We start from the raw sequence: 14,311 nt of genomic DNA, 5'->3' as shown, positions 1-14,311 counted from the left end.
ATCCGGCAGATCAAATAAAAAAGCCAGGTATCACCTGGCTTTTTATCTATATCAACAGCAGGCTGATCAAGCGGCTTCTGCCTCGGTAGCGACAGGCCGTTCCGGTTGATCAAGCAACTCGACAAAAGCCATCGGCGCATTGTCACCATTGCGGAACCCACACTTCAGGATACGCAGGTAACCGCCATTACGAACGGCGTAGCGCGGCCCGATTTCGTCGAACAACTTGACGACGATCTCACGGTCACGCAGTCGGTCAAACGCCAGACGGCGATTGGCAAGACTCGGCTTTTTGCCCAGCGTGATAATCGGCTCAACAACGCGACGCAACTCCTTGGCTTTGGGCAAGGTGGTCTTGATCGTCTCATGCCGAAGCAGAGAGACTGTCATGTTGCGCAGCATCGCCAAACGGTGCGAACTGGTACGATTAAGCTTACGGAGTCCCAAACGGTGACGCATATCTATTCCTTCCTATTCTTGACCGGACAGCTTATTTTTCAAGCCCGGCCGGCGGCCAGTTCTCGAGCTTCATGCCCAGCGTCAGGCCGCGTGCGGCCAGCACTTCCTTGATTTCGTTGAGCGACTTGCGACCAAGATTGGGCGTCTTGAGCAGCTCGTTTTCAGTGCGCTGAATCAGATCACCAATGTAGTAAATGTTCTCTGCTTTCAGGCAGTTTGCCGAACGGACGGTAAGTTCCAGATCATCCACCGGACGCAACAGTAACGGATCGACTTGGACCGCCTTCATATTCTCGATCGGCTGAGCGGTGCCTTCCAGATCACCGAACACCGAAAGCTGTTCCATAAGGATGCGCGCCGCAGTACGGATCGCTTCCTGGGGCTCGATAATACCGTTGGTTTCGATCTCCATGATCAGCTTGTCGAGATCAGTACGCTGTTCAACGCGTGCCGCCTCAACGAAATAACTGACCCGGCGCACCGGGCTGAACGATGCGTCAAGCACCAGCTTGCCAATGCTCTTGCTGCTGTCGCCGAGCTGGCGAAGATTGCCTGGAATGTAACCGCGAGCCTTTTCGACCTTCAACTCCATGGCCAGCTTGCCGCCTGCGGAGAGATGGGCAATCACATGATCCGGGTTGATGATCTCGACATCGTGCGAAACCACGATGTCACCGGCACGAACGACTCCTTCACCTTCCTTGTTAAGCTGCAGAACAACTTCGTTGCGATCATGCAGTTTGAAGACGATACCCTTCAGGTTCAAAAGGATGTCAACAACATCTTCCTGAACTCCATCAATCGTTGAGTACTCGTGAAGAACGCCGTCGATGCTCACCTCCGTGGCGGCACAACCCGGCATTGACGATAGAAGGATGCGACGCAATGCGTTGCCCAGAGTATGTCCATAGCCGCGCTCAAAGGGTTCCATCACCACCCTGGCGTGCAGCGGCGACAAACTTTGTACATCAATTTTGAACGGTTTCAATAGTTCACTGCTATGCATGTCATGTCCTTTGCCTGGTTCAGTCAAGCGGAGCCGCGATTACTTCGAATAAAGCTCGATGACGAGGCTTTCGTTGATCGTCGACGACAATTCGCTACGCTCCGGACGAGCCTTGTAGGTGCCCTTGGCTTCCTTGGCATCCACTTGAACCCATTCAGGAAAACCACGCGACTCGGCTGCGGCGAGCGCTGCCTTGACGCGCAATTGACTCTTCGCCTTCTCTGCAACTTCCACGACGTCACCCGGCTTTACCTGGTAGGACGGTATATTCACACGACGTCCGTTAACCATTACGCCATTGTGACGCGTCAACTGACGCGACTCGGAACGCGATGCGGCAAAACCCATACGGTGAACAACAGTGTCAAGACGCGACTCAAGCAGTTGCAGAAGAACTTCACCGGTAACGCCCTTGCGTCGGTCCGCTTCTTTGTAAACCTTGCGGAACTGGCCTTCGAGTACGCCGTAGATTCGACGAATCTTCTGCTTTTCGCGCAGGTGAACACCGTAGTCGGACAGACGTTGTCCGGACTTTTGTCCGTGCTGACCTGGAGCATACGAGCGACGCTCGATGGCACACTTGTCGGTAAAGCACTTTTCGCCCTTCAGAAAAAGCTTTTCGCCTTCACGACGGCACTGACGGCACTTCGGATCGAGATTACGAGCCACTTGTCTTTCTCCTTAAATCCGACGCTTTTTAGGCGGACGGCAACCGTTGTGCGGAATCGGCGTAACGTCGGTAATTGAAGTGATTTTCATGCCGAGCGCATTCAACGCACGAACCGATGACTCGCGACCAGGCCCGGGGCCTTTGATGCGGACTTCGAGGTTCTTGACACCACACTCGACCGCCGCCTTTCCGGCCGCTTCAGCAGCAACCTGTGCGGCAAACGGCGTACTTTTGCGCGAGCCCTTGAATCCGGCTCCACCTGAAGTTGCCCACGACAGGGAGTTACCCTGACGGTCGGTGATCGTAATGATGGTGTTATTGAACGAAGCGTGGATATGGGCAATACCCTCGGCCACGTTCTTCTTTACTTTTTTGCGAACTTTCGCAGCAGTCTTGGCCATGATCAGGTCCTCTTATTTCTTGCCGGCAATGGCTTTTCGCGGGCCCTTGCGAGTACGTGCATTGGTTCGCGTCCTTTGTCCACGGCAAGGCAAACCCTTGCGATGACGAAGGCCACGGTAGCAGCCAAGGTCCATCAGACGCTTGATGCTCATCGTTACTTCTCGACGAAGATCGCCCTCGACGGTGAACTTGCCGACAAAATCGCGCAAACGATCCATTTCAGCTTCCGTCAGGTCTTTCATTTTCGTCGAACGTGCAACGCCTACAGCATCACAAATCTTCTGTGCGCGGCTGCGTCCAATGCCGTAGATCGCGGTAAGTGCGATCTCGGCGTGCTGGTGGTTGGGTATATTTACCCCTGCAATGCGGGCCATCGATTCATCCCAATTATGCGAAAACTACAGTTATATCTTCAACCGACTGATGACTCAGCATAGCTGAGTCCCAGCGATCAGCCTTGACGCTGCTTGTGACGTGGATCGGTACAGATCACACGCACAATGCCGTGGCGCCGAATGATTTTGCAATTGCGGCAGATGCGCTTCACAGATGCCAGCACTTTCATGTTTAACTCCCCGTTTCTCGACATCGGGCGCAGCCAGCCTCTTGTCGAATTACATCTACTGCGTAAAGATTCTTTACTTGGCGCGGAAAACGATGCGCGCACGACTCAGGTCATAAGGAGTCAATTGAACCGTAACCTTGTCACCGGGAAGTATGCGTATATAGTGCATACGCATTTTCCCGGAAATAAAGCCCAGCACGATATGACCGTTTTCGAGCTTTACCCTGAACGTTGCATTGGGAAGGTTCTCGACAACCTCTCCCTGCATTTCTATCAAGTCTTCCTTGGCCATCCTATTTCGCCGTAAACCCGGAACCCTTGAAGTTTGCTTTCTTCAAAAGTCCCTCGTACTGGTGTGACATGGCGTAGGCCTGCACCTGGGTCATGAAATCCATTGTCACAACCACAATAATCAGCAACGAGGTTCCACCAAAGTAGAAAGGCACATTCCACTTCAGAATCAGGAACTCGGGCAACAGGCATACGATTGTTATGTAAGCCGCGCCAACCAGGGTCAGCCGCATCAAAATCTTGTCAATGTAGCGCGCCGTCTGCTCACCCGGTCGGATACCCGGTACAAACGCTCCGCTCTTCTTTAAGTTATCGGCCGTTTCCTTGGAATTGAAAACCAGCGCCGTATAGAAGAAACAGAAGAAAATAATTGCTGCCGCATACAACATCACATAGATCGGCTGACCGGGGGAAAGCGCCCCGGCAATATCCTTGAGCCAACGCATCGAATCACTCGCACCGAACCAGCCGGCGATCGTAGCCGGGAAGAGGATGATCGATGATGCGAAAATTGGCGGGATTACGCCCGACATATTCAGTTTCAGCGGCAGATGTGAACTCTGCCCGCCATAAATTTTGTTACCCACCTGGCGCTTGGCATAGTTGACCAGAATCTTGCGCTGACCGCGCTCGACAAACACTACAAATGCAGTGACCAAAGCAGCCAGCAAGGTAATGAAGATCGCCGTCAGCGGATGCATCGATCCGGTACGAACCAGTTCGAGAAGACCACCAATCGCATTCGGCAGGCCTGCTGCGATACCCGCAAAAATAATGATTGAAATGCCATTACCCAGCCCGCGTTCGGTGATCTGTTCACCCAGCCACATCAGGAACATCGTCCCGGTCAATAGCGTCGCCACGGTTACAAAGCGGAACATGAACCCGGGGTCGGGCACCAGTCCAGGCTGTGACTCAACCGCAATGGCGATACCGATACCCTGAAACAGCGCGAGAAAAACGGTACCATAGCGCGTGTATTGCGTAATCTTGCGACGACCTGCTTCGCCCTCTTTCTTGAGCGCCTCAAGCTGGGGGCTGGCGTGCGTCATCAACTGCATGATGATCGACGACGAAATATAGGGCATGATGCCGAGAGCGAAAATGGTGAAGCGTGAAAGCGCACCCCCCGAGAACATGTTGAACATACCCAGAATGCCGCCGCTCTGCTTGTTGAACAGGTCGCCCAGCACTTGCGGGTCGATACCCGGCACGGGTATGTGCGCCCCGATGCGGTAAACAATCAAAGCGCCGAGCAGAAACAGCAGCCGGCGCTTTAGATCGCCATACTTTCCGCCTTTGCTGACCGGACCTGGTTTAGTTGCCAAAAAGCGTCATCCTCTTCGCATCGTTATTCAGAAACACTGCCGCCAGCCGCCTCGATGGCTGCCCTGGCACCTTTGGTGGCACCAACGCCCTTGAGCGTGACCTTGCGCTTAATCTCACCGGAAAGAACCACCTTGGCAGACAGTACATGCTGTGACACCAGATTGGCCTGCATCAGCGTGAGCAGATCAATCTCATCGACCGGCAGATCGTTGATTTCCGACAAACGTACTTCAACGTTCCGAGCATTGGTCAGCGATACAAAACCACGCTTCGGCAAACGGCGCTGCAGCGGCATCTGACCGCCTTCGAAACCAACCTTGTGGAAGCCACCGGCGCGGGACTTCTGTCCCTTGTGGCCGCGACCGCATGTTTTGCCCAGACCGGAGCCTATGCCCCGTCCAACGCGTCGCTTGGCGTGCGTAGCACCCGCTGCCGGCTGAATCGTATTGAGTTTCATCTTAGCCCTCACACCTCAGAAGGTAGGAAACCTTGTTGATCATTCCGCGAACTGAAGGCGTATCCTGCAATTCGGCACTGCTGTTCAGACGGCGCAGACCCAGTCCGCGAACAGTTGCGCGATGTGACTGCTTGGTTCCGATCAGGCTCTTCACGAGAGTTACTTTTACTGTCTTGTCAGCCATGGCTTACCCCAGAATCTCTTCGACCGACTTGCCACGCTTGGCAGCGATTTCCGACGGTGTGCTCATTGCCTGCAGACCATTGATCGTGGCTCGAACGATGTTGTACGGATTGGTCGAACCATGCGCCTTGGCCACCACATTCGTCATGCCCATGACATCAAAAACCGCTCGCATGGCACCGCCTGCGATAACGCCCGTACCTTCGGGCGCAGGCTGCATCATCACCACCGAAGCACCGTGACGGCCAAAAACGGTATGGTGCAGGGTGCCACTCTTAAGGCTGACCTTGACCATCCTGCGCCGGGCTTCTTCCATTGCCTTTTGTACGGCAACCGGCACTTCACGCGACTTGCCCTTACCCATGCCGACGCGACCATCGCCATCGCCAACCACGGTGAGCGCTGCGAAACCAAGAATACGCCCCCCCTTCACAACCTTCGTGACACGGTTAATCGAGATCATCTTCTCGCGCATGCCATCATCGGGCTTCTCGGCTTGCTGCGGTTTTCTACCTTGTGGTTTTGCCATGAATTACTCCGATCCTTTTCCGGGCCGTTCAGAACTTGAGACCGGCTTCACGCGCGGCTTCTGCAAGTGCCTTGACGCGCCCGTGATACTGGAAACCGCCACGATCAAACGCGACTTGCTCGATTCCTGCTTTTTTGGCGCGTTCCGCAATCAATTTTCCGATCACTGCTGCTGCACCGATGTTTCCGCCGTTAGCCACATCCTTGCGCACTTCGGGCTCGAGGGAGGAAGCTGCCGCCAGCACTTTCGAACCGCAGGGGGAAAATACCTGGGCATAAATGTGGCTGTTGGTGCGATGTACGGACAAGCGTACTGACTTCAGTTCAGCAATCTTGGCCCGGGTTTTACGGGCTCTGCGCAGCCGCGCCTGGTTCTTGTCAATCATTTTTGCACCCTTACTTCTTCTTCGTTTCCTTGAGGACAATCACTTCGTCGGAGTAACGCACACCCTTGCCCTTGTAAGGCTCCGGCTTGCGATAGGCGCGGATTTCAGCCGCCACCTGACCAACTTGCTGCTTGTCCACACCCTTGATCACGATCTCGGTCTGGGTCGGCGTCTCGCACTTGACTCCGGCTGGCATCTTGTGCGTCACCGGATGCGAAAAACCGAGTGTCAGATTGAGCGTATCGCCTTGAGCCTGGGCACGATAGCCCACACCAACAAGGTTGAGCTTGCGCTCGAAACCCTTGCTGACGCCAGTCACCATATTGGCAACAATGGCACGAACCGTGCCGGAAAGCGCATCGGCGTTCGCTGCGCCTTCAACGGCCTTGCATAACAAAGTGCCGCCTTCCATTTCAACCGTGACAGCCGGGTTGGCAGTAAACTTCATTGCCCCCAGCGGTCCCTTGACGGAGATCATTTCTGCACTCACGGCCACTTCAACACCTTGGGGCAGGACAATTGGATTCTTTGCAACGCGGGACATAATTACCTCTTAGGCGACGATGCAGAGCACTTCGCCGCCGGTATTGCTGGCGCGGGCTTTGCGGTCGGTCATCACACCCTTGGGCGTGGAAACGATTGCTACGCCAAGGCCATTCATAACGCGCGGAATATCGCCAGCGCCTTTGTAAATTCGCAGGCCAGGCCTAGAAACGCGATCAATTCGCTCGATGACCGGACGCCCTGCATAATACTTCAGCCCGATTTCAAGGGTCGGTTTGCCGTCGTTTTCACGAACAGCAAAGTCCTCGACATATCCCTCGTCCTTCAGCACTTTGACAATCGCCACTTTAACCTTTGAAGATGGCATGGCGACAGTCGCCTTGCTTGCCATCTGGGCATTGCGGATGCGGGTCAGCATGTCGCTGATCGGATCGCTCATACTCATATCGTTCTCTCCTGCTTACCAGCTGGCCTTGGTCATACCAGGGACTTCTCCGCGCATGACGAAATCACGCAACTTGCTGCGACCCAAACCGAACTTGCGATAAACACCGCGCGGACGACCAGTCAGCTTGCAGCGGTTACGCAGACGAACCGGACTTGAATTGCGCGGCAGAGCCTGAAACTTCAGTCGAGCTTCAAAACGCTCTTCGTCAGTCCGGCCCGCGTCATTCACGACAGCCAGCAACGCATCTCGCTTTGCGGCGTATTTTTTAACCGTTTCTCGCCGCTTTTCATTGCGGTTAATCAGTGCAAGTTTCGCCATTATTGCCTCAATTCTTGAACGGGAATTTAAACGCACCGAGCAACGCACGCGCTTCTTCGTCTGTCTTGGCGGTAGTGGTAACGCTGATATTCATACCACGCAACGCATCAATCTTGTCGTACTCGATTTCAGGAAAGATAATCTGTTCCTTGACGCCCATGTTGTAATTGCCACGACCGTCAAAACCCTTGCCCGAAATACCACGAAAGTCGCGTACACGCGGCAGGGCCACTGTCACCAGACGATCGAGAAACTCGAACATGCGTGGACCGCGCAGAGTAACCATGCAACCGATCGGATAACCATCACGGATCTTAAAGCCGGCAATCGACTTTCGTGATTTCGTTACTACAGGCTTCTGACCGGCAATCTTGGTCATGTCACCGACTGCATGCTCAAGCACTTTCTTGTCCGCAACGGCCTCGCCCACACCCATGTTCAGGGTAATCTTGGTGATGCGCGGTATTTCCATGACCGACTTGTAGCCGAATTTCTTAGTCAGCTCCTGCACCACCGTGTTTTTGTAAAAATCCAGCATACGCGCCATGATCGCTCCTTACGCCTCAACCACTTCGCCGTTCGACTTGAAGATACGTACTTTTGTCCCGTCTTCAAGATGCTTGAAGCCGACACGATCTGCCTTCTGCGTCACCGGGTTGTATAGTGCAACATTTGAAACGTGAAGCGGCATGTCCTTATCGACAACGCCACCAGTCACGCCCTTGACCGGATTGGGCTTGACGTGCTTTTTGGCGCGATTTACGCCTTCAACCACGACATGCTCAGCATCAACGCGGACCAGAACCGTCCCGCGCTTGCCTTTATCCTTGCCGGCGATAACGATGATTCCGTCGCCTTTGCGAATCTTGTCCATGGTTACTCCTTACAGCACTTCCGGCGCCAGTGACACGATCTTCATGAACCGTTCGCCGCGCAATTCGCGCGTTACCGGCCCAAAGATACGCGTGCCAATTGGCTCCAGCTTATTATTGAGGAGCACCGCCGCATTGTTGTCGAATTTGACCAGAGAACCATCCGGACGACGCACGCCCTTGGCGGTACGAACGACCACCGCACTGTAGACGTCGCCCTTCTTGACGCGACCGCGCGGTGCGGCATCCTTGATACTCACTTTGATGATATCGCCAACGCTGGCATAGCGACGCCTAGAGCCGCCCAGCACCTTGATACACATCACTGAACGGGCGCCGGTATTGTCGGCGACGTCCAGAACCGTCTGCATCTGAATCATTTATCTCTCCAACTTATCCCGCTGCTGCGGTCAGTCTTGGAACCCGTAAGGGAGAAACATCCAGCCAGAAGAAGGCCAGATGCGAAAGGACAGCATTATAGCTTCATTTTAGGAAAAGGCAAGTTTAAATTGCAACGGCCTTTTCCAACAGCCTGGTAACAACCCAGGTCTTTGTCTTCGACAACGGACGGCATTCCTGTATCTCAACCAGGTCGCCGGATTTCGCTTCGTTATTGATGTTATGTGCATGGTATTTGCTTGAACGCACAATAATCTTGTCGTACATGGGATGCTTTACACGACGCTCGATGAGCACAGTCACGGTCTTTTCCATCTTGTCGCTGACGACACGGCCGATCTGCGTGCGCTTGCTTGTCGTTTCGTTCATTGTTGTATCGCCTTTTCACGAATAAGGGTGCGTACGCGCGCGATGTCACGGCGTACCTTGCCGATCTGGCTGTTGTTGCTTAATTGCTGGGTCGCAATTTGCATGCGCAGGCCAAATTGCGCCTTCAACAGATCCAGCAGCTCCTTGTCCAGTTCGTCGGCGTTCTTTGCCCTGAGTTCACTGACTTTCATGATCAACCTACCATTCGCGTGACAAAAGCAGTCGGGATCGGAAGCTTGGCGGCGGCTAGTGCGAAGGCTTCACGAGCCAATACTTCATCGACACCATCCATCTCGTAAAGCACTTTGCCCGGTTGAATTTCTGCCACGTAGTATTCCGGATTACCCTTGCCGTTACCCATGCGCACTTCAGCCGGCTTTTTTGAAACTGGTTTGTCAGGAAAAATGCGAATCCAGATCCGGCCACCGCGCTTGATGTGACGGGTCATGGCGCGACGTGCCGCTTCGATCTGACGAGCCGTCAGGCGACCGCGGCCTGTTGCCTTGAGCCCGAACTCACCAAAGCTTACCTTGGCGCCACGCGTAGCCAGACCGGTATTACGGCCTTTCTGCTCTTTGCGGTACTTTCTTTTAGCTGGCTGCAACATCAGTCGTTCCTGCCTTTCTTACTCTTTTTGCCGGCGCCTTGGCTTCTGGCAAGGCGGCTTCGCCATTCACGGCTTCGGGCTGCAGATTGGCCTTTACCGTACGGCTCTTGGGCTTCTCGGCACCATCAGTTACTGGGGGCTTGAGTGCACGACGTGGCTTGCGTGCCTGCTCGTCCGCCGCATTAGCGTCGCTCGCAGCGAGCGGCTGTTCGTTGCGGTTCAGGATTTCGCCCTTGAAGACCCAAACCTTCACTCCGATGATGCCGTAGGTTGTCAGGGCTTCAGACGTTGCATAATCAATATCCGCACGCAGTGTATGTAATGGTACACGGCCTTCGCGATACCACTCTCGGCGAGCGATCTCGGCACCGTTAAGACGCCCCGAACTCATGATTTTTATACCCTGAGCACCGAGTCGCATGGCGTTCTGCATCGCGCGTTTCATGGCACGACGGAACATGATGCGCTTTTCAAGCTGCTGTGTAATCGAATCAGCGATCAACTGTGCATCGAGTTCCGGTTTGCGAATTTCCTCGATACTGACATGGACCGGTACGCCCATGATCTTTTGCAAAGCAGCGCGCAAATGATCAATTTCTTCGCCCTTCTTTCCGATCACCACACCAGGGCGTGCGGAGTACACTGTAACGCGGGCATTCTTTGCCGGACGCTCGATCAGAACCCGACCCACTGAGGCGTGCTTCAATTTCTTTTTGAGGTAATCACGAACCTGTACGTCTTCATTAAGCATGCCAGCGAAGTTTTTGCTATTGGCATACCAGCGCGAAGACCAGTCACGAGTGACCGCCAGGCGAAAACCAGTCGGATGAATCTTCTGTCCCATTGTTATTCCTCAGTTTCCGACGGTCAGGAAAATATGGCAGGTCGGTTTGACGATCCGATTGCCACGCCCCTTTGCACGCGCGGTAAAGCGCTTGAGTACCATGCCTTTTTCGACGCAGATAGTTTTCACCTTCAATTCGTCAATATCAGCCCCATCGTTATGTTCGGCATTGGCTATCGCCGACTCAAGCACCTTTTTGATGATTCCAGCACCTTTCTTCGGGCTGAAAGTCAGGATGCTGAGCGCTTTATCCACCGGTAAACCGCGGATCTGGTCGGCGACCAATCGACCTTTCTGGTCTGACAGCCGAACGCCGCGCAAAATAGCACGAGTTTCCATATCCATTCCTTTACTTCTTCGCCTTTTTGCCGGCGGTATGACCCTTGAAAGTGCGGGTCAGTGAAAACTCGCCGAGCTTGTGGCCGACCATGTTTTCGGTGACATACACCGGGATGTGTTGCTTGCCGTTATGTACAGCAATGGTCAGACCAACAAAGTCCGGCAACACCGTCGAACGGCGCGACCAAGTCTTGATGGGCCGCTTGTCGCTTGTTGCACGCACAGCGCCGATTTTCTTGATCAGGTGGGCATCGACAAACGGGCCCTTTTTTACGGAACGTCCCATAGTTATCTATCCCTTAGCGTTTGTGACGGCGCTGCACGATCATCGAGGTCGTGCGCTTGTTGCTGCGTGTGCGATAGCCCTTGGTTTTGGTACCCCACGGGCTGACCGGGTGCATACCTGCCGCCGTTTTACCTTCACCCCCACCATGTGGGTGATCGACCGGGTTCATCACCACACCGCGGACGGTCGGCCGGATACCACGCCAGCGATTTGCTCCGGCCTTGCCGATTGAACGCAGGCTATGTTCTTCGTTACCTACCTCTCCGATCGTAGCGCGGCACTCGACGTGCACCCGACGGATTTCGCCAGAGCGCAAACGAACCTGGGCATAAACCCCTTCACGCGCCAGCAGTTGTGCCGAGGTACCCGCAGAACGTGCCAGTTGTGCGCCCTTGCCAGGGATCATCTCGACACAATGAATCGTGGTACCCACCGGGATGTTGCGAATCGGCAGGGTATTACCCGATTTGATCGGCGCCTCGGAACCGCTCATGACCTGCTGACCGACGAGCATCCCCTTGGGCGCAATGACGTAGCGACGTTCACCGTCCGCATAGAGTAACAACGCAATGTTTGCCGTACGATTCGGGTCGTATTCAAGACGTTCTACCTTGGCAGGAATTCCATCCTTGTTACGCTTGAAATCGACCAGGCGATAGTGTTGCTTGTGGCCACCGCCCTGATGCCTTGTCGTGATGTGGCCATTATTGTTGCGACCGGCATGCTTCGACTGCGCTTCGACCAGCGCCGCGAAGGGCTTGCCCTTGTGTAGATCGGGATTGACAACCTTGACCACGGCACGACGGCCGGGCGACGTCGGTTTGACTTTGACGAGTGCCATTACGCAACCCCCCCATCGACGAAATTGATTTCCTGACCGGCCTTCAGGCAGACATAAGCCTTTTTCCAGTTTTTCCGACTACCCATGAAGCGACCAAACTTTTTTTGCTTGCCCTTGACGTTGGCGATCTGTACCGAATCAACGGATACCTTGAACAGCAATTCGACCGCAGCCTTCACTTCAGGCTTGGTCGCATCAGAGGCGACACGAAAGACAACCTGCGAGTTCTTGTCGGCGACGTAGGTCGCTTTCTCGGAGATCTGCGGCGCCAGCAGCACTTGCATCAGACGTTGTTGGTTCATCCCAGAATCTCCTCAAACTTGGCGAGAGCGCTTTTGGTCATCAGCACTTTCGGGAAGCGGATCAGCGACACCGGGTCGGCCTCATTGACTTCAAGAACCAGCACGTTGGGCAGGTTGCGCGAAGCCAGGAAAACGTTTTCATCGAGACTGTCGATGATTACCAGCACCGAGTCGTAACCCATGCTCTTGATCTTCTGAGCGAATAATTTGGTCTTCGGCGCCTCGACAGAAATGCTGTCGACTACAGCCAGACGATCTTCACGAACGAGCTGGGAAAGAATCGACGCCATACCGGCTCGATACATTTTCTTGTTCAGCTTCTGGCTGAAATTCTCGTCAGGCGAATTCGGGAAAATCCGGCCACCTCCGCGCCACAGCGGCGAGGAGGACATACCAGCACGGGCCCGGCCCGTACCCTTTTGGCGAAACGGTTTGGCTGTCGTGTGCTTGACCTGCTCACGATCCTTCTGCGCGCGATTGCCGCTGCGTGCATTGGCCTGATAGGCAACGACAACCTGGTGAATCAGGGATTCGTTGTATTCTCGTCCAAACAGGATATCGGAAGCCTGCAAGCGGCTGGCTTCCTGGCCTTCTTCGTTAATCAGTTTGAGTTCCATTATGTCCCCGCCTTGACTGCAGGGTGTACGATCAGATCCGACCCTTTGGAGCCGGGCACCGCTCCCTTGACCAACAATAACTGACGCTCAACGTCAACACGAATGACCTCAAGGTTCTGCTGCGTTCGCTTAACGTCGCCCAGATGGCCGGACATCCGCTTGCCGGGGAAAACCCGTCCCGGATCCTGGTTCATGCCGATCGAACCCGGTGCGTTATGCGACACTGAGTTGCCGTGAGAGGCACGCTGCGATTTGAAGTGGTGACGCTTGATAGCACCGGCGAAACCCTTGCCGATGGTCTGACCGGTAACATCAACTTTCTGACCGACAGCGAAAATTGAAACGCTGACATGATCACCGGGTTTCAGGACGGCGAGATCCTCGACGGAAACCGGGAACTCCTTAAGCAGGTTACCTGCCTCGACGCCTGCCTTGGCGAGATGACCCGCCAGGGACTTATTGACTCGGGAAGGACGACGCTTGCCGAAAGCCAGCTGGACGGCAGCATAGCCGTCGTTCTCAGGCGTTTTGATCTGGGCGACACGATTGTTCGACACATCGAGCACGGTTACCGGAACGGAAGCACCGTCATCGGTAAAAATGCGCGTCATGCCGACCTTGCGCCCAACAAGGCCTAGACTCATGGTTATTCTCCTCTAGCCGGCTACGATTGGCCGGCGAGTGGTACAAAACTTGTACGAGTGCTACAAGTCAAAATAGGCAGCGTCAACGACGCTACCTGACGAAAGGCGGCGATTATAGCCGCAAGAAAGCAATTATTGCAACTTAATTTCGACGTCAACACCTGCTGGCAGGTCAAGCTTCATCAGCGCATCGACCGTTTTATCAGTCGGATCGATAATGTCCATCAGGCGAAGATGGGTACGGATTTCAAATTGATCACGCGAACTCTTGTTGACGTGCGGGGAACGCAAAACGTCAAAGCGTTGAATCCGGGTCGGAAGCGGAACCGGCCCACGAACAACGGCACCGGTACGCTTTGCGGTTTCAACAATTTCCTGGGCCGACTGATCGATTAGACGATAATCGAAGGCTTTCAGGCGGATGCGGATTTTCTGGTTTTGCATATGAATTCCCAAAGAGCGATGGGGCAGAGCTGTAACCCTACGCCCGATATAAACAAATAATTACTCGATGATCTTGGCGACGACGCCGGCGCCGACGGTACGACCGCCTTCACGGATGGCGAAACGCAGACCTTCTTCCATGGCGATCGGGTTGATCAGCTTCACCGTCATCTGGATGTTGTCGCCCGGCATCACCATCTC

Annotated in this window: 29 protein-coding genes and 1 pseudogene; all 30 read right to left on the bottom strand. The window is 54.4% G+C overall.

Annotated elements, in window-relative coordinates; translation table 11 throughout:
- Positions 1-66 precede the first annotated feature (66 nt).
- Positions 67-459: a 50S ribosomal protein L17 gene (gene rplQ / locus JNM42_RS15280; protein ID WP_294271989.1), complete on the bottom strand. Its 393-nt coding sequence runs from the start codon at positions 457-459 to the stop codon at positions 67-69.
- 31 nt (positions 460-490) lie between these two features.
- Positions 491-1,465, bottom strand: coding sequence for a DNA-directed RNA polymerase subunit alpha (gene rpoA / locus JNM42_RS15275; protein ID WP_294271986.1), 975 nt, complete (start codon positions 1,463-1,465; stop codon positions 491-493).
- Between the two features lie 39 nt (positions 1,466-1,504).
- Complete coding sequence (gene rpsD, locus JNM42_RS15270) at positions 1,505-2,134, bottom strand: 30S ribosomal protein S4 (RefSeq protein ID WP_294271983.1); 630 nt, start codon at positions 2,132-2,134, stop codon at positions 1,505-1,507.
- 12 nt (positions 2,135-2,146) lie between these two features.
- Entirely contained in the window at positions 2,147-2,536 is a 390-nt protein-coding gene (gene rpsK / locus JNM42_RS15265; RefSeq protein ID WP_294271981.1) for a 30S ribosomal protein S11, read from the bottom strand.
- A gap of 12 nt (positions 2,537-2,548) precedes the next feature.
- A complete protein-coding gene (rpsM, locus tag JNM42_RS15260) occupies positions 2,549-2,911 on the bottom strand; it encodes a 30S ribosomal protein S13 (protein WP_294271977.1) in 363 nt (120 codons plus the stop codon).
- Between the two features lie 77 nt (positions 2,912-2,988).
- Positions 2,989-3,102, bottom strand: coding sequence for a 50S ribosomal protein L36 (gene rpmJ, locus JNM42_RS15255; protein WP_186409481.1), 114 nt, complete (start codon positions 3,100-3,102; stop codon positions 2,989-2,991).
- Between the two features lie 73 nt (positions 3,103-3,175).
- Entirely contained in the window at positions 3,176-3,394 is a 219-nt protein-coding gene (infA, locus tag JNM42_RS15250; RefSeq protein ID WP_294271972.1) for a translation initiation factor IF-1, read from the bottom strand.
- Position 3,395: 1 nt separating this feature from the next.
- Positions 3,396-4,721 carry a preprotein translocase subunit SecY gene (gene secY, locus JNM42_RS15245; protein ID WP_294271969.1) on the bottom strand — a complete coding sequence of 442 codons (1,326 nt, stop codon included), beginning with the start codon at positions 4,719-4,721 and terminating at the stop codon, positions 3,396-3,398.
- Positions 4,722-4,744: 23 nt separating this feature from the next.
- On the bottom strand, positions 4,745-5,179 hold the full coding sequence (gene rplO / locus JNM42_RS15240) for a 50S ribosomal protein L15 (protein ID WP_294271964.1): 435 nt from the start codon (positions 5,177-5,179) through the stop codon (positions 4,745-4,747).
- Position 5,180: 1 nt separating this feature from the next.
- Entirely contained in the window at positions 5,181-5,363 is a 183-nt protein-coding gene (rpmD, locus tag JNM42_RS15235) for a 50S ribosomal protein L30 (RefSeq protein ID WP_294271961.1), read from the bottom strand.
- A 3-nt stretch (positions 5,364-5,366) separates the two neighbouring features.
- Positions 5,367-5,891 carry a 30S ribosomal protein S5 gene (gene rpsE / locus JNM42_RS15230; RefSeq protein ID WP_294271958.1) on the bottom strand — a complete coding sequence of 175 codons (525 nt, stop codon included), beginning with the start codon at positions 5,889-5,891 and terminating at the stop codon, positions 5,367-5,369.
- 28 nt (positions 5,892-5,919) lie between these two features.
- Complete coding sequence (gene rplR / locus JNM42_RS15225; RefSeq protein WP_294272020.1) at positions 5,920-6,273, bottom strand: 50S ribosomal protein L18; 354 nt, start codon at positions 6,271-6,273, stop codon at positions 5,920-5,922.
- Positions 6,274-6,286: 13 nt separating this feature from the next.
- Complete coding sequence (rplF, locus tag JNM42_RS15220) at positions 6,287-6,820, bottom strand: 50S ribosomal protein L6 (protein WP_294271955.1); 534 nt, start codon at positions 6,818-6,820, stop codon at positions 6,287-6,289.
- 9 nt (positions 6,821-6,829) lie between these two features.
- Positions 6,830-7,225 carry a 30S ribosomal protein S8 gene (rpsH, locus tag JNM42_RS15215; protein WP_294271952.1) on the bottom strand — a complete coding sequence of 132 codons (396 nt, stop codon included), beginning with the start codon at positions 7,223-7,225 and terminating at the stop codon, positions 6,830-6,832.
- 15 nt (positions 7,226-7,240) lie between these two features.
- Positions 7,241-7,546 carry a 30S ribosomal protein S14 gene (gene rpsN, locus JNM42_RS15210; RefSeq protein ID WP_294272016.1) on the bottom strand — a complete coding sequence of 102 codons (306 nt, stop codon included), beginning with the start codon at positions 7,544-7,546 and terminating at the stop codon, positions 7,241-7,243.
- A gap of 7 nt (positions 7,547-7,553) precedes the next feature.
- Positions 7,554-8,093 (bottom strand): 50S ribosomal protein L5, encoded by a 540-nt coding sequence (rplE, locus tag JNM42_RS15205; RefSeq protein ID WP_294271948.1) that lies wholly within the window; start codon positions 8,091-8,093, stop codon positions 7,554-7,556.
- A gap of 9 nt (positions 8,094-8,102) precedes the next feature.
- Positions 8,103-8,420: a 50S ribosomal protein L24 gene (gene rplX, locus JNM42_RS15200; protein ID WP_294271943.1), complete on the bottom strand. Its 318-nt coding sequence runs from the start codon at positions 8,418-8,420 to the stop codon at positions 8,103-8,105.
- A gap of 9 nt (positions 8,421-8,429) precedes the next feature.
- The gene (gene rplN / locus JNM42_RS15195; protein WP_294271940.1) at positions 8,430-8,798 is read right to left on the bottom strand and encodes a 50S ribosomal protein L14; all 369 of its coding nucleotides are present in this window, start codon (positions 8,796-8,798) and stop codon (positions 8,430-8,432) included.
- A gap of 124 nt (positions 8,799-8,922) precedes the next feature.
- Positions 8,923-9,186, bottom strand: a complete 264-nt coding sequence (gene rpsQ, locus JNM42_RS15190) for a 30S ribosomal protein S17 (protein ID WP_294271938.1) — start codon at positions 9,184-9,186, stop codon at positions 8,923-8,925.
- A complete protein-coding gene (rpmC, locus tag JNM42_RS15185) occupies positions 9,183-9,377 on the bottom strand; it encodes a 50S ribosomal protein L29 (protein ID WP_294272013.1) in 195 nt (64 codons plus the stop codon). The genes rpsQ and rpmC overlap by 4 nt, the downstream gene beginning before the upstream one ends.
- A gap of 2 nt (positions 9,378-9,379) precedes the next feature.
- Positions 9,380-9,793 carry a 50S ribosomal protein L16 gene (gene rplP, locus JNM42_RS15180; RefSeq protein WP_294271935.1) on the bottom strand — a complete coding sequence of 138 codons (414 nt, stop codon included), beginning with the start codon at positions 9,791-9,793 and terminating at the stop codon, positions 9,380-9,382.
- Positions 9,777-10,637, bottom strand: coding sequence for a 30S ribosomal protein S3 (gene rpsC, locus JNM42_RS15175; protein WP_294271932.1), 861 nt, complete (start codon positions 10,635-10,637; stop codon positions 9,777-9,779). The genes rplP and rpsC overlap by 17 nt, the downstream gene beginning before the upstream one ends.
- 9 nt (positions 10,638-10,646) lie before the next feature.
- Positions 10,647-10,976: a 50S ribosomal protein L22 gene (gene rplV, locus JNM42_RS15170; RefSeq protein WP_294271930.1), complete on the bottom strand. Its 330-nt coding sequence runs from the start codon at positions 10,974-10,976 to the stop codon at positions 10,647-10,649.
- 10 nt (positions 10,977-10,986) lie between these two features.
- Positions 10,987-11,262: a 30S ribosomal protein S19 gene (gene rpsS, locus JNM42_RS15165; RefSeq protein ID WP_186409497.1), complete on the bottom strand. Its 276-nt coding sequence runs from the start codon at positions 11,260-11,262 to the stop codon at positions 10,987-10,989.
- A gap of 13 nt (positions 11,263-11,275) precedes the next feature.
- Positions 11,276-12,103, bottom strand: coding sequence for a 50S ribosomal protein L2 (gene rplB / locus JNM42_RS15160; protein WP_294271927.1), 828 nt, complete (start codon positions 12,101-12,103; stop codon positions 11,276-11,278).
- Complete coding sequence (gene rplW, locus JNM42_RS15155) at positions 12,103-12,405, bottom strand: 50S ribosomal protein L23 (protein WP_294271924.1); 303 nt, start codon at positions 12,403-12,405, stop codon at positions 12,103-12,105. Before rplW ends, rplB begins: the two co-directional genes overlap by 1 nt.
- On the bottom strand, positions 12,402-13,022 hold the full coding sequence (gene rplD / locus JNM42_RS15150; protein WP_294271921.1) for a 50S ribosomal protein L4: 621 nt from the start codon (positions 13,020-13,022) through the stop codon (positions 12,402-12,404). Before rplD ends, rplW begins: the two co-directional genes overlap by 4 nt.
- Positions 13,022-13,666, bottom strand: coding sequence for a 50S ribosomal protein L3 (gene rplC / locus JNM42_RS15145; RefSeq protein ID WP_294271918.1), 645 nt, complete (start codon positions 13,664-13,666; stop codon positions 13,022-13,024). The genes rplD and rplC overlap by 1 nt, the downstream gene beginning before the upstream one ends.
- Before the next feature lie 132 nt (positions 13,667-13,798).
- Positions 13,799-14,110, bottom strand: coding sequence for a 30S ribosomal protein S10 (rpsJ, locus tag JNM42_RS15140; protein ID WP_186409502.1), 312 nt, complete (start codon positions 14,108-14,110; stop codon positions 13,799-13,801).
- Positions 14,111-14,170: 60 nt separating this feature from the next.
- Positions 14,171-14,311 (bottom strand): annotated as a pseudogene (tuf, locus tag JNM42_RS15135) (elongation factor Tu); the annotation flags it as partial.

Origin of the sequence: Propionivibrio sp., assembly GCF_016790145.1 — a bacterium.
Taxonomy (GTDB): Bacteria; Pseudomonadota; Gammaproteobacteria; order Burkholderiales; family Rhodocyclaceae; genus Propionivibrio.
The sequence above is the reverse complement of the archived record's forward strand: the minus strand, read 5'-3'. Positions and strand labels throughout refer to the sequence as shown.

What these genes read in the sequence shown, in the direction of transcription:
- rplB (WP_294271927.1), bottom strand. Translation starts at nt 12,103, where the DNA reads ATGGCACTCGTCAAAGTCAAACCGACGTCGCCCGGCCGTCGTGCCGTG.
- rpsC (WP_294271932.1), bottom strand. Translation starts at nt 10,637, where the DNA reads ATGGGACAGAAGATTCATCCGACTGGTTTTCGCCTGGCGGTCACTCGT.
- rpsN (WP_294272016.1), bottom strand. Translation starts at nt 7,546, where the DNA reads ATGGCGAAACTTGCACTGATTAACCGCAATGAAAAGCGGCGAGAAACG.
- rplC (WP_294271918.1), bottom strand. Translation starts at nt 13,666, where the DNA reads ATGAGTCTAGGCCTTGTTGGGCGCAAGGTCGGCATGACGCGCATTTTT.
- rpsH (WP_294271952.1), bottom strand. Translation starts at nt 7,225, where the DNA reads ATGAGTATGAGCGATCCGATCAGCGACATGCTGACCCGCATCCGCAAT.
- rplO (WP_294271964.1), bottom strand. Translation starts at nt 5,179, where the DNA reads ATGAAACTCAATACGATTCAGCCGGCAGCGGGTGCTACGCACGCCAAG.
- rpsQ (WP_294271938.1), bottom strand. Translation starts at nt 9,186, where the DNA reads ATGAACGAAACGACAAGCAAGCGCACGCAGATCGGCCGTGTCGTCAGC.
- rplX (WP_294271943.1), bottom strand. Translation starts at nt 8,420, where the DNA reads ATGGACAAGATTCGCAAAGGCGACGGAATCATCGTTATCGCCGGCAAG.
- infA (WP_294271972.1), bottom strand. Translation starts at nt 3,394, where the DNA reads ATGGCCAAGGAAGACTTGATAGAAATGCAGGGAGAGGTTGTCGAGAAC.
- rplE (WP_294271948.1), bottom strand. Translation starts at nt 8,093, where the DNA reads ATGGCGCGTATGCTGGATTTTTACAAAAACACGGTGGTGCAGGAGCTG.
- rplF (WP_294271955.1), bottom strand. Translation starts at nt 6,820, where the DNA reads ATGTCCCGCGTTGCAAAGAATCCAATTGTCCTGCCCCAAGGTGTTGAA.
- rpoA (WP_294271986.1), bottom strand. Translation starts at nt 1,465, where the DNA reads ATGCATAGCAGTGAACTATTGAAACCGTTCAAAATTGATGTACAAAGT.
- rpmJ (WP_186409481.1), bottom strand. Translation starts at nt 3,102, where the DNA reads ATGAAAGTGCTGGCATCTGTGAAGCGCATCTGCCGCAATTGCAAAATC.
- rpmD (WP_294271961.1), bottom strand. Translation starts at nt 5,363, where the DNA reads ATGGCTGACAAGACAGTAAAAGTAACTCTCGTGAAGAGCCTGATCGGA.
- rpmC (WP_294272013.1), bottom strand. Translation starts at nt 9,377, where the DNA reads ATGAAAGTCAGTGAACTCAGGGCAAAGAACGCCGACGAACTGGACAAG.
- rpsJ (WP_186409502.1), bottom strand. Translation starts at nt 14,110, where the DNA reads ATGCAAAACCAGAAAATCCGCATCCGCCTGAAAGCCTTCGATTATCGT.
- rpsE (WP_294271958.1), bottom strand. Translation starts at nt 5,891, where the DNA reads ATGGCAAAACCACAAGGTAGAAAACCGCAGCAAGCCGAGAAGCCCGAT.
- rplN (WP_294271940.1), bottom strand. Translation starts at nt 8,798, where the DNA reads ATGATTCAGATGCAGACGGTTCTGGACGTCGCCGACAATACCGGCGCC.
- rpsS (WP_186409497.1), bottom strand. Translation starts at nt 11,262, where the DNA reads ATGGGACGTTCCGTAAAAAAGGGCCCGTTTGTCGATGCCCACCTGATC.
- rpsK (WP_294271981.1), bottom strand. Translation starts at nt 2,536, where the DNA reads ATGGCCAAGACTGCTGCGAAAGTTCGCAAAAAAGTAAAGAAGAACGTG.
- rplQ (WP_294271989.1), bottom strand. Translation starts at nt 459, where the DNA reads ATGCGTCACCGTTTGGGACTCCGTAAGCTTAATCGTACCAGTTCGCAC.
- rplV (WP_294271930.1), bottom strand. Translation starts at nt 10,976, where the DNA reads ATGGAAACTCGTGCTATTTTGCGCGGCGTTCGGCTGTCAGACCAGAAA.
- rpsM (WP_294271977.1), bottom strand. Translation starts at nt 2,911, where the DNA reads ATGGCCCGCATTGCAGGGGTAAATATACCCAACCACCAGCACGCCGAG.
- rplD (WP_294271921.1), bottom strand. Translation starts at nt 13,022, where the DNA reads ATGGAACTCAAACTGATTAACGAAGAAGGCCAGGAAGCCAGCCGCTTG.
- rplP (WP_294271935.1), bottom strand. Translation starts at nt 9,793, where the DNA reads ATGTTGCAGCCAGCTAAAAGAAAGTACCGCAAAGAGCAGAAAGGCCGT.
- rplW (WP_294271924.1), bottom strand. Translation starts at nt 12,405, where the DNA reads ATGAACCAACAACGTCTGATGCAAGTGCTGCTGGCGCCGCAGATCTCC.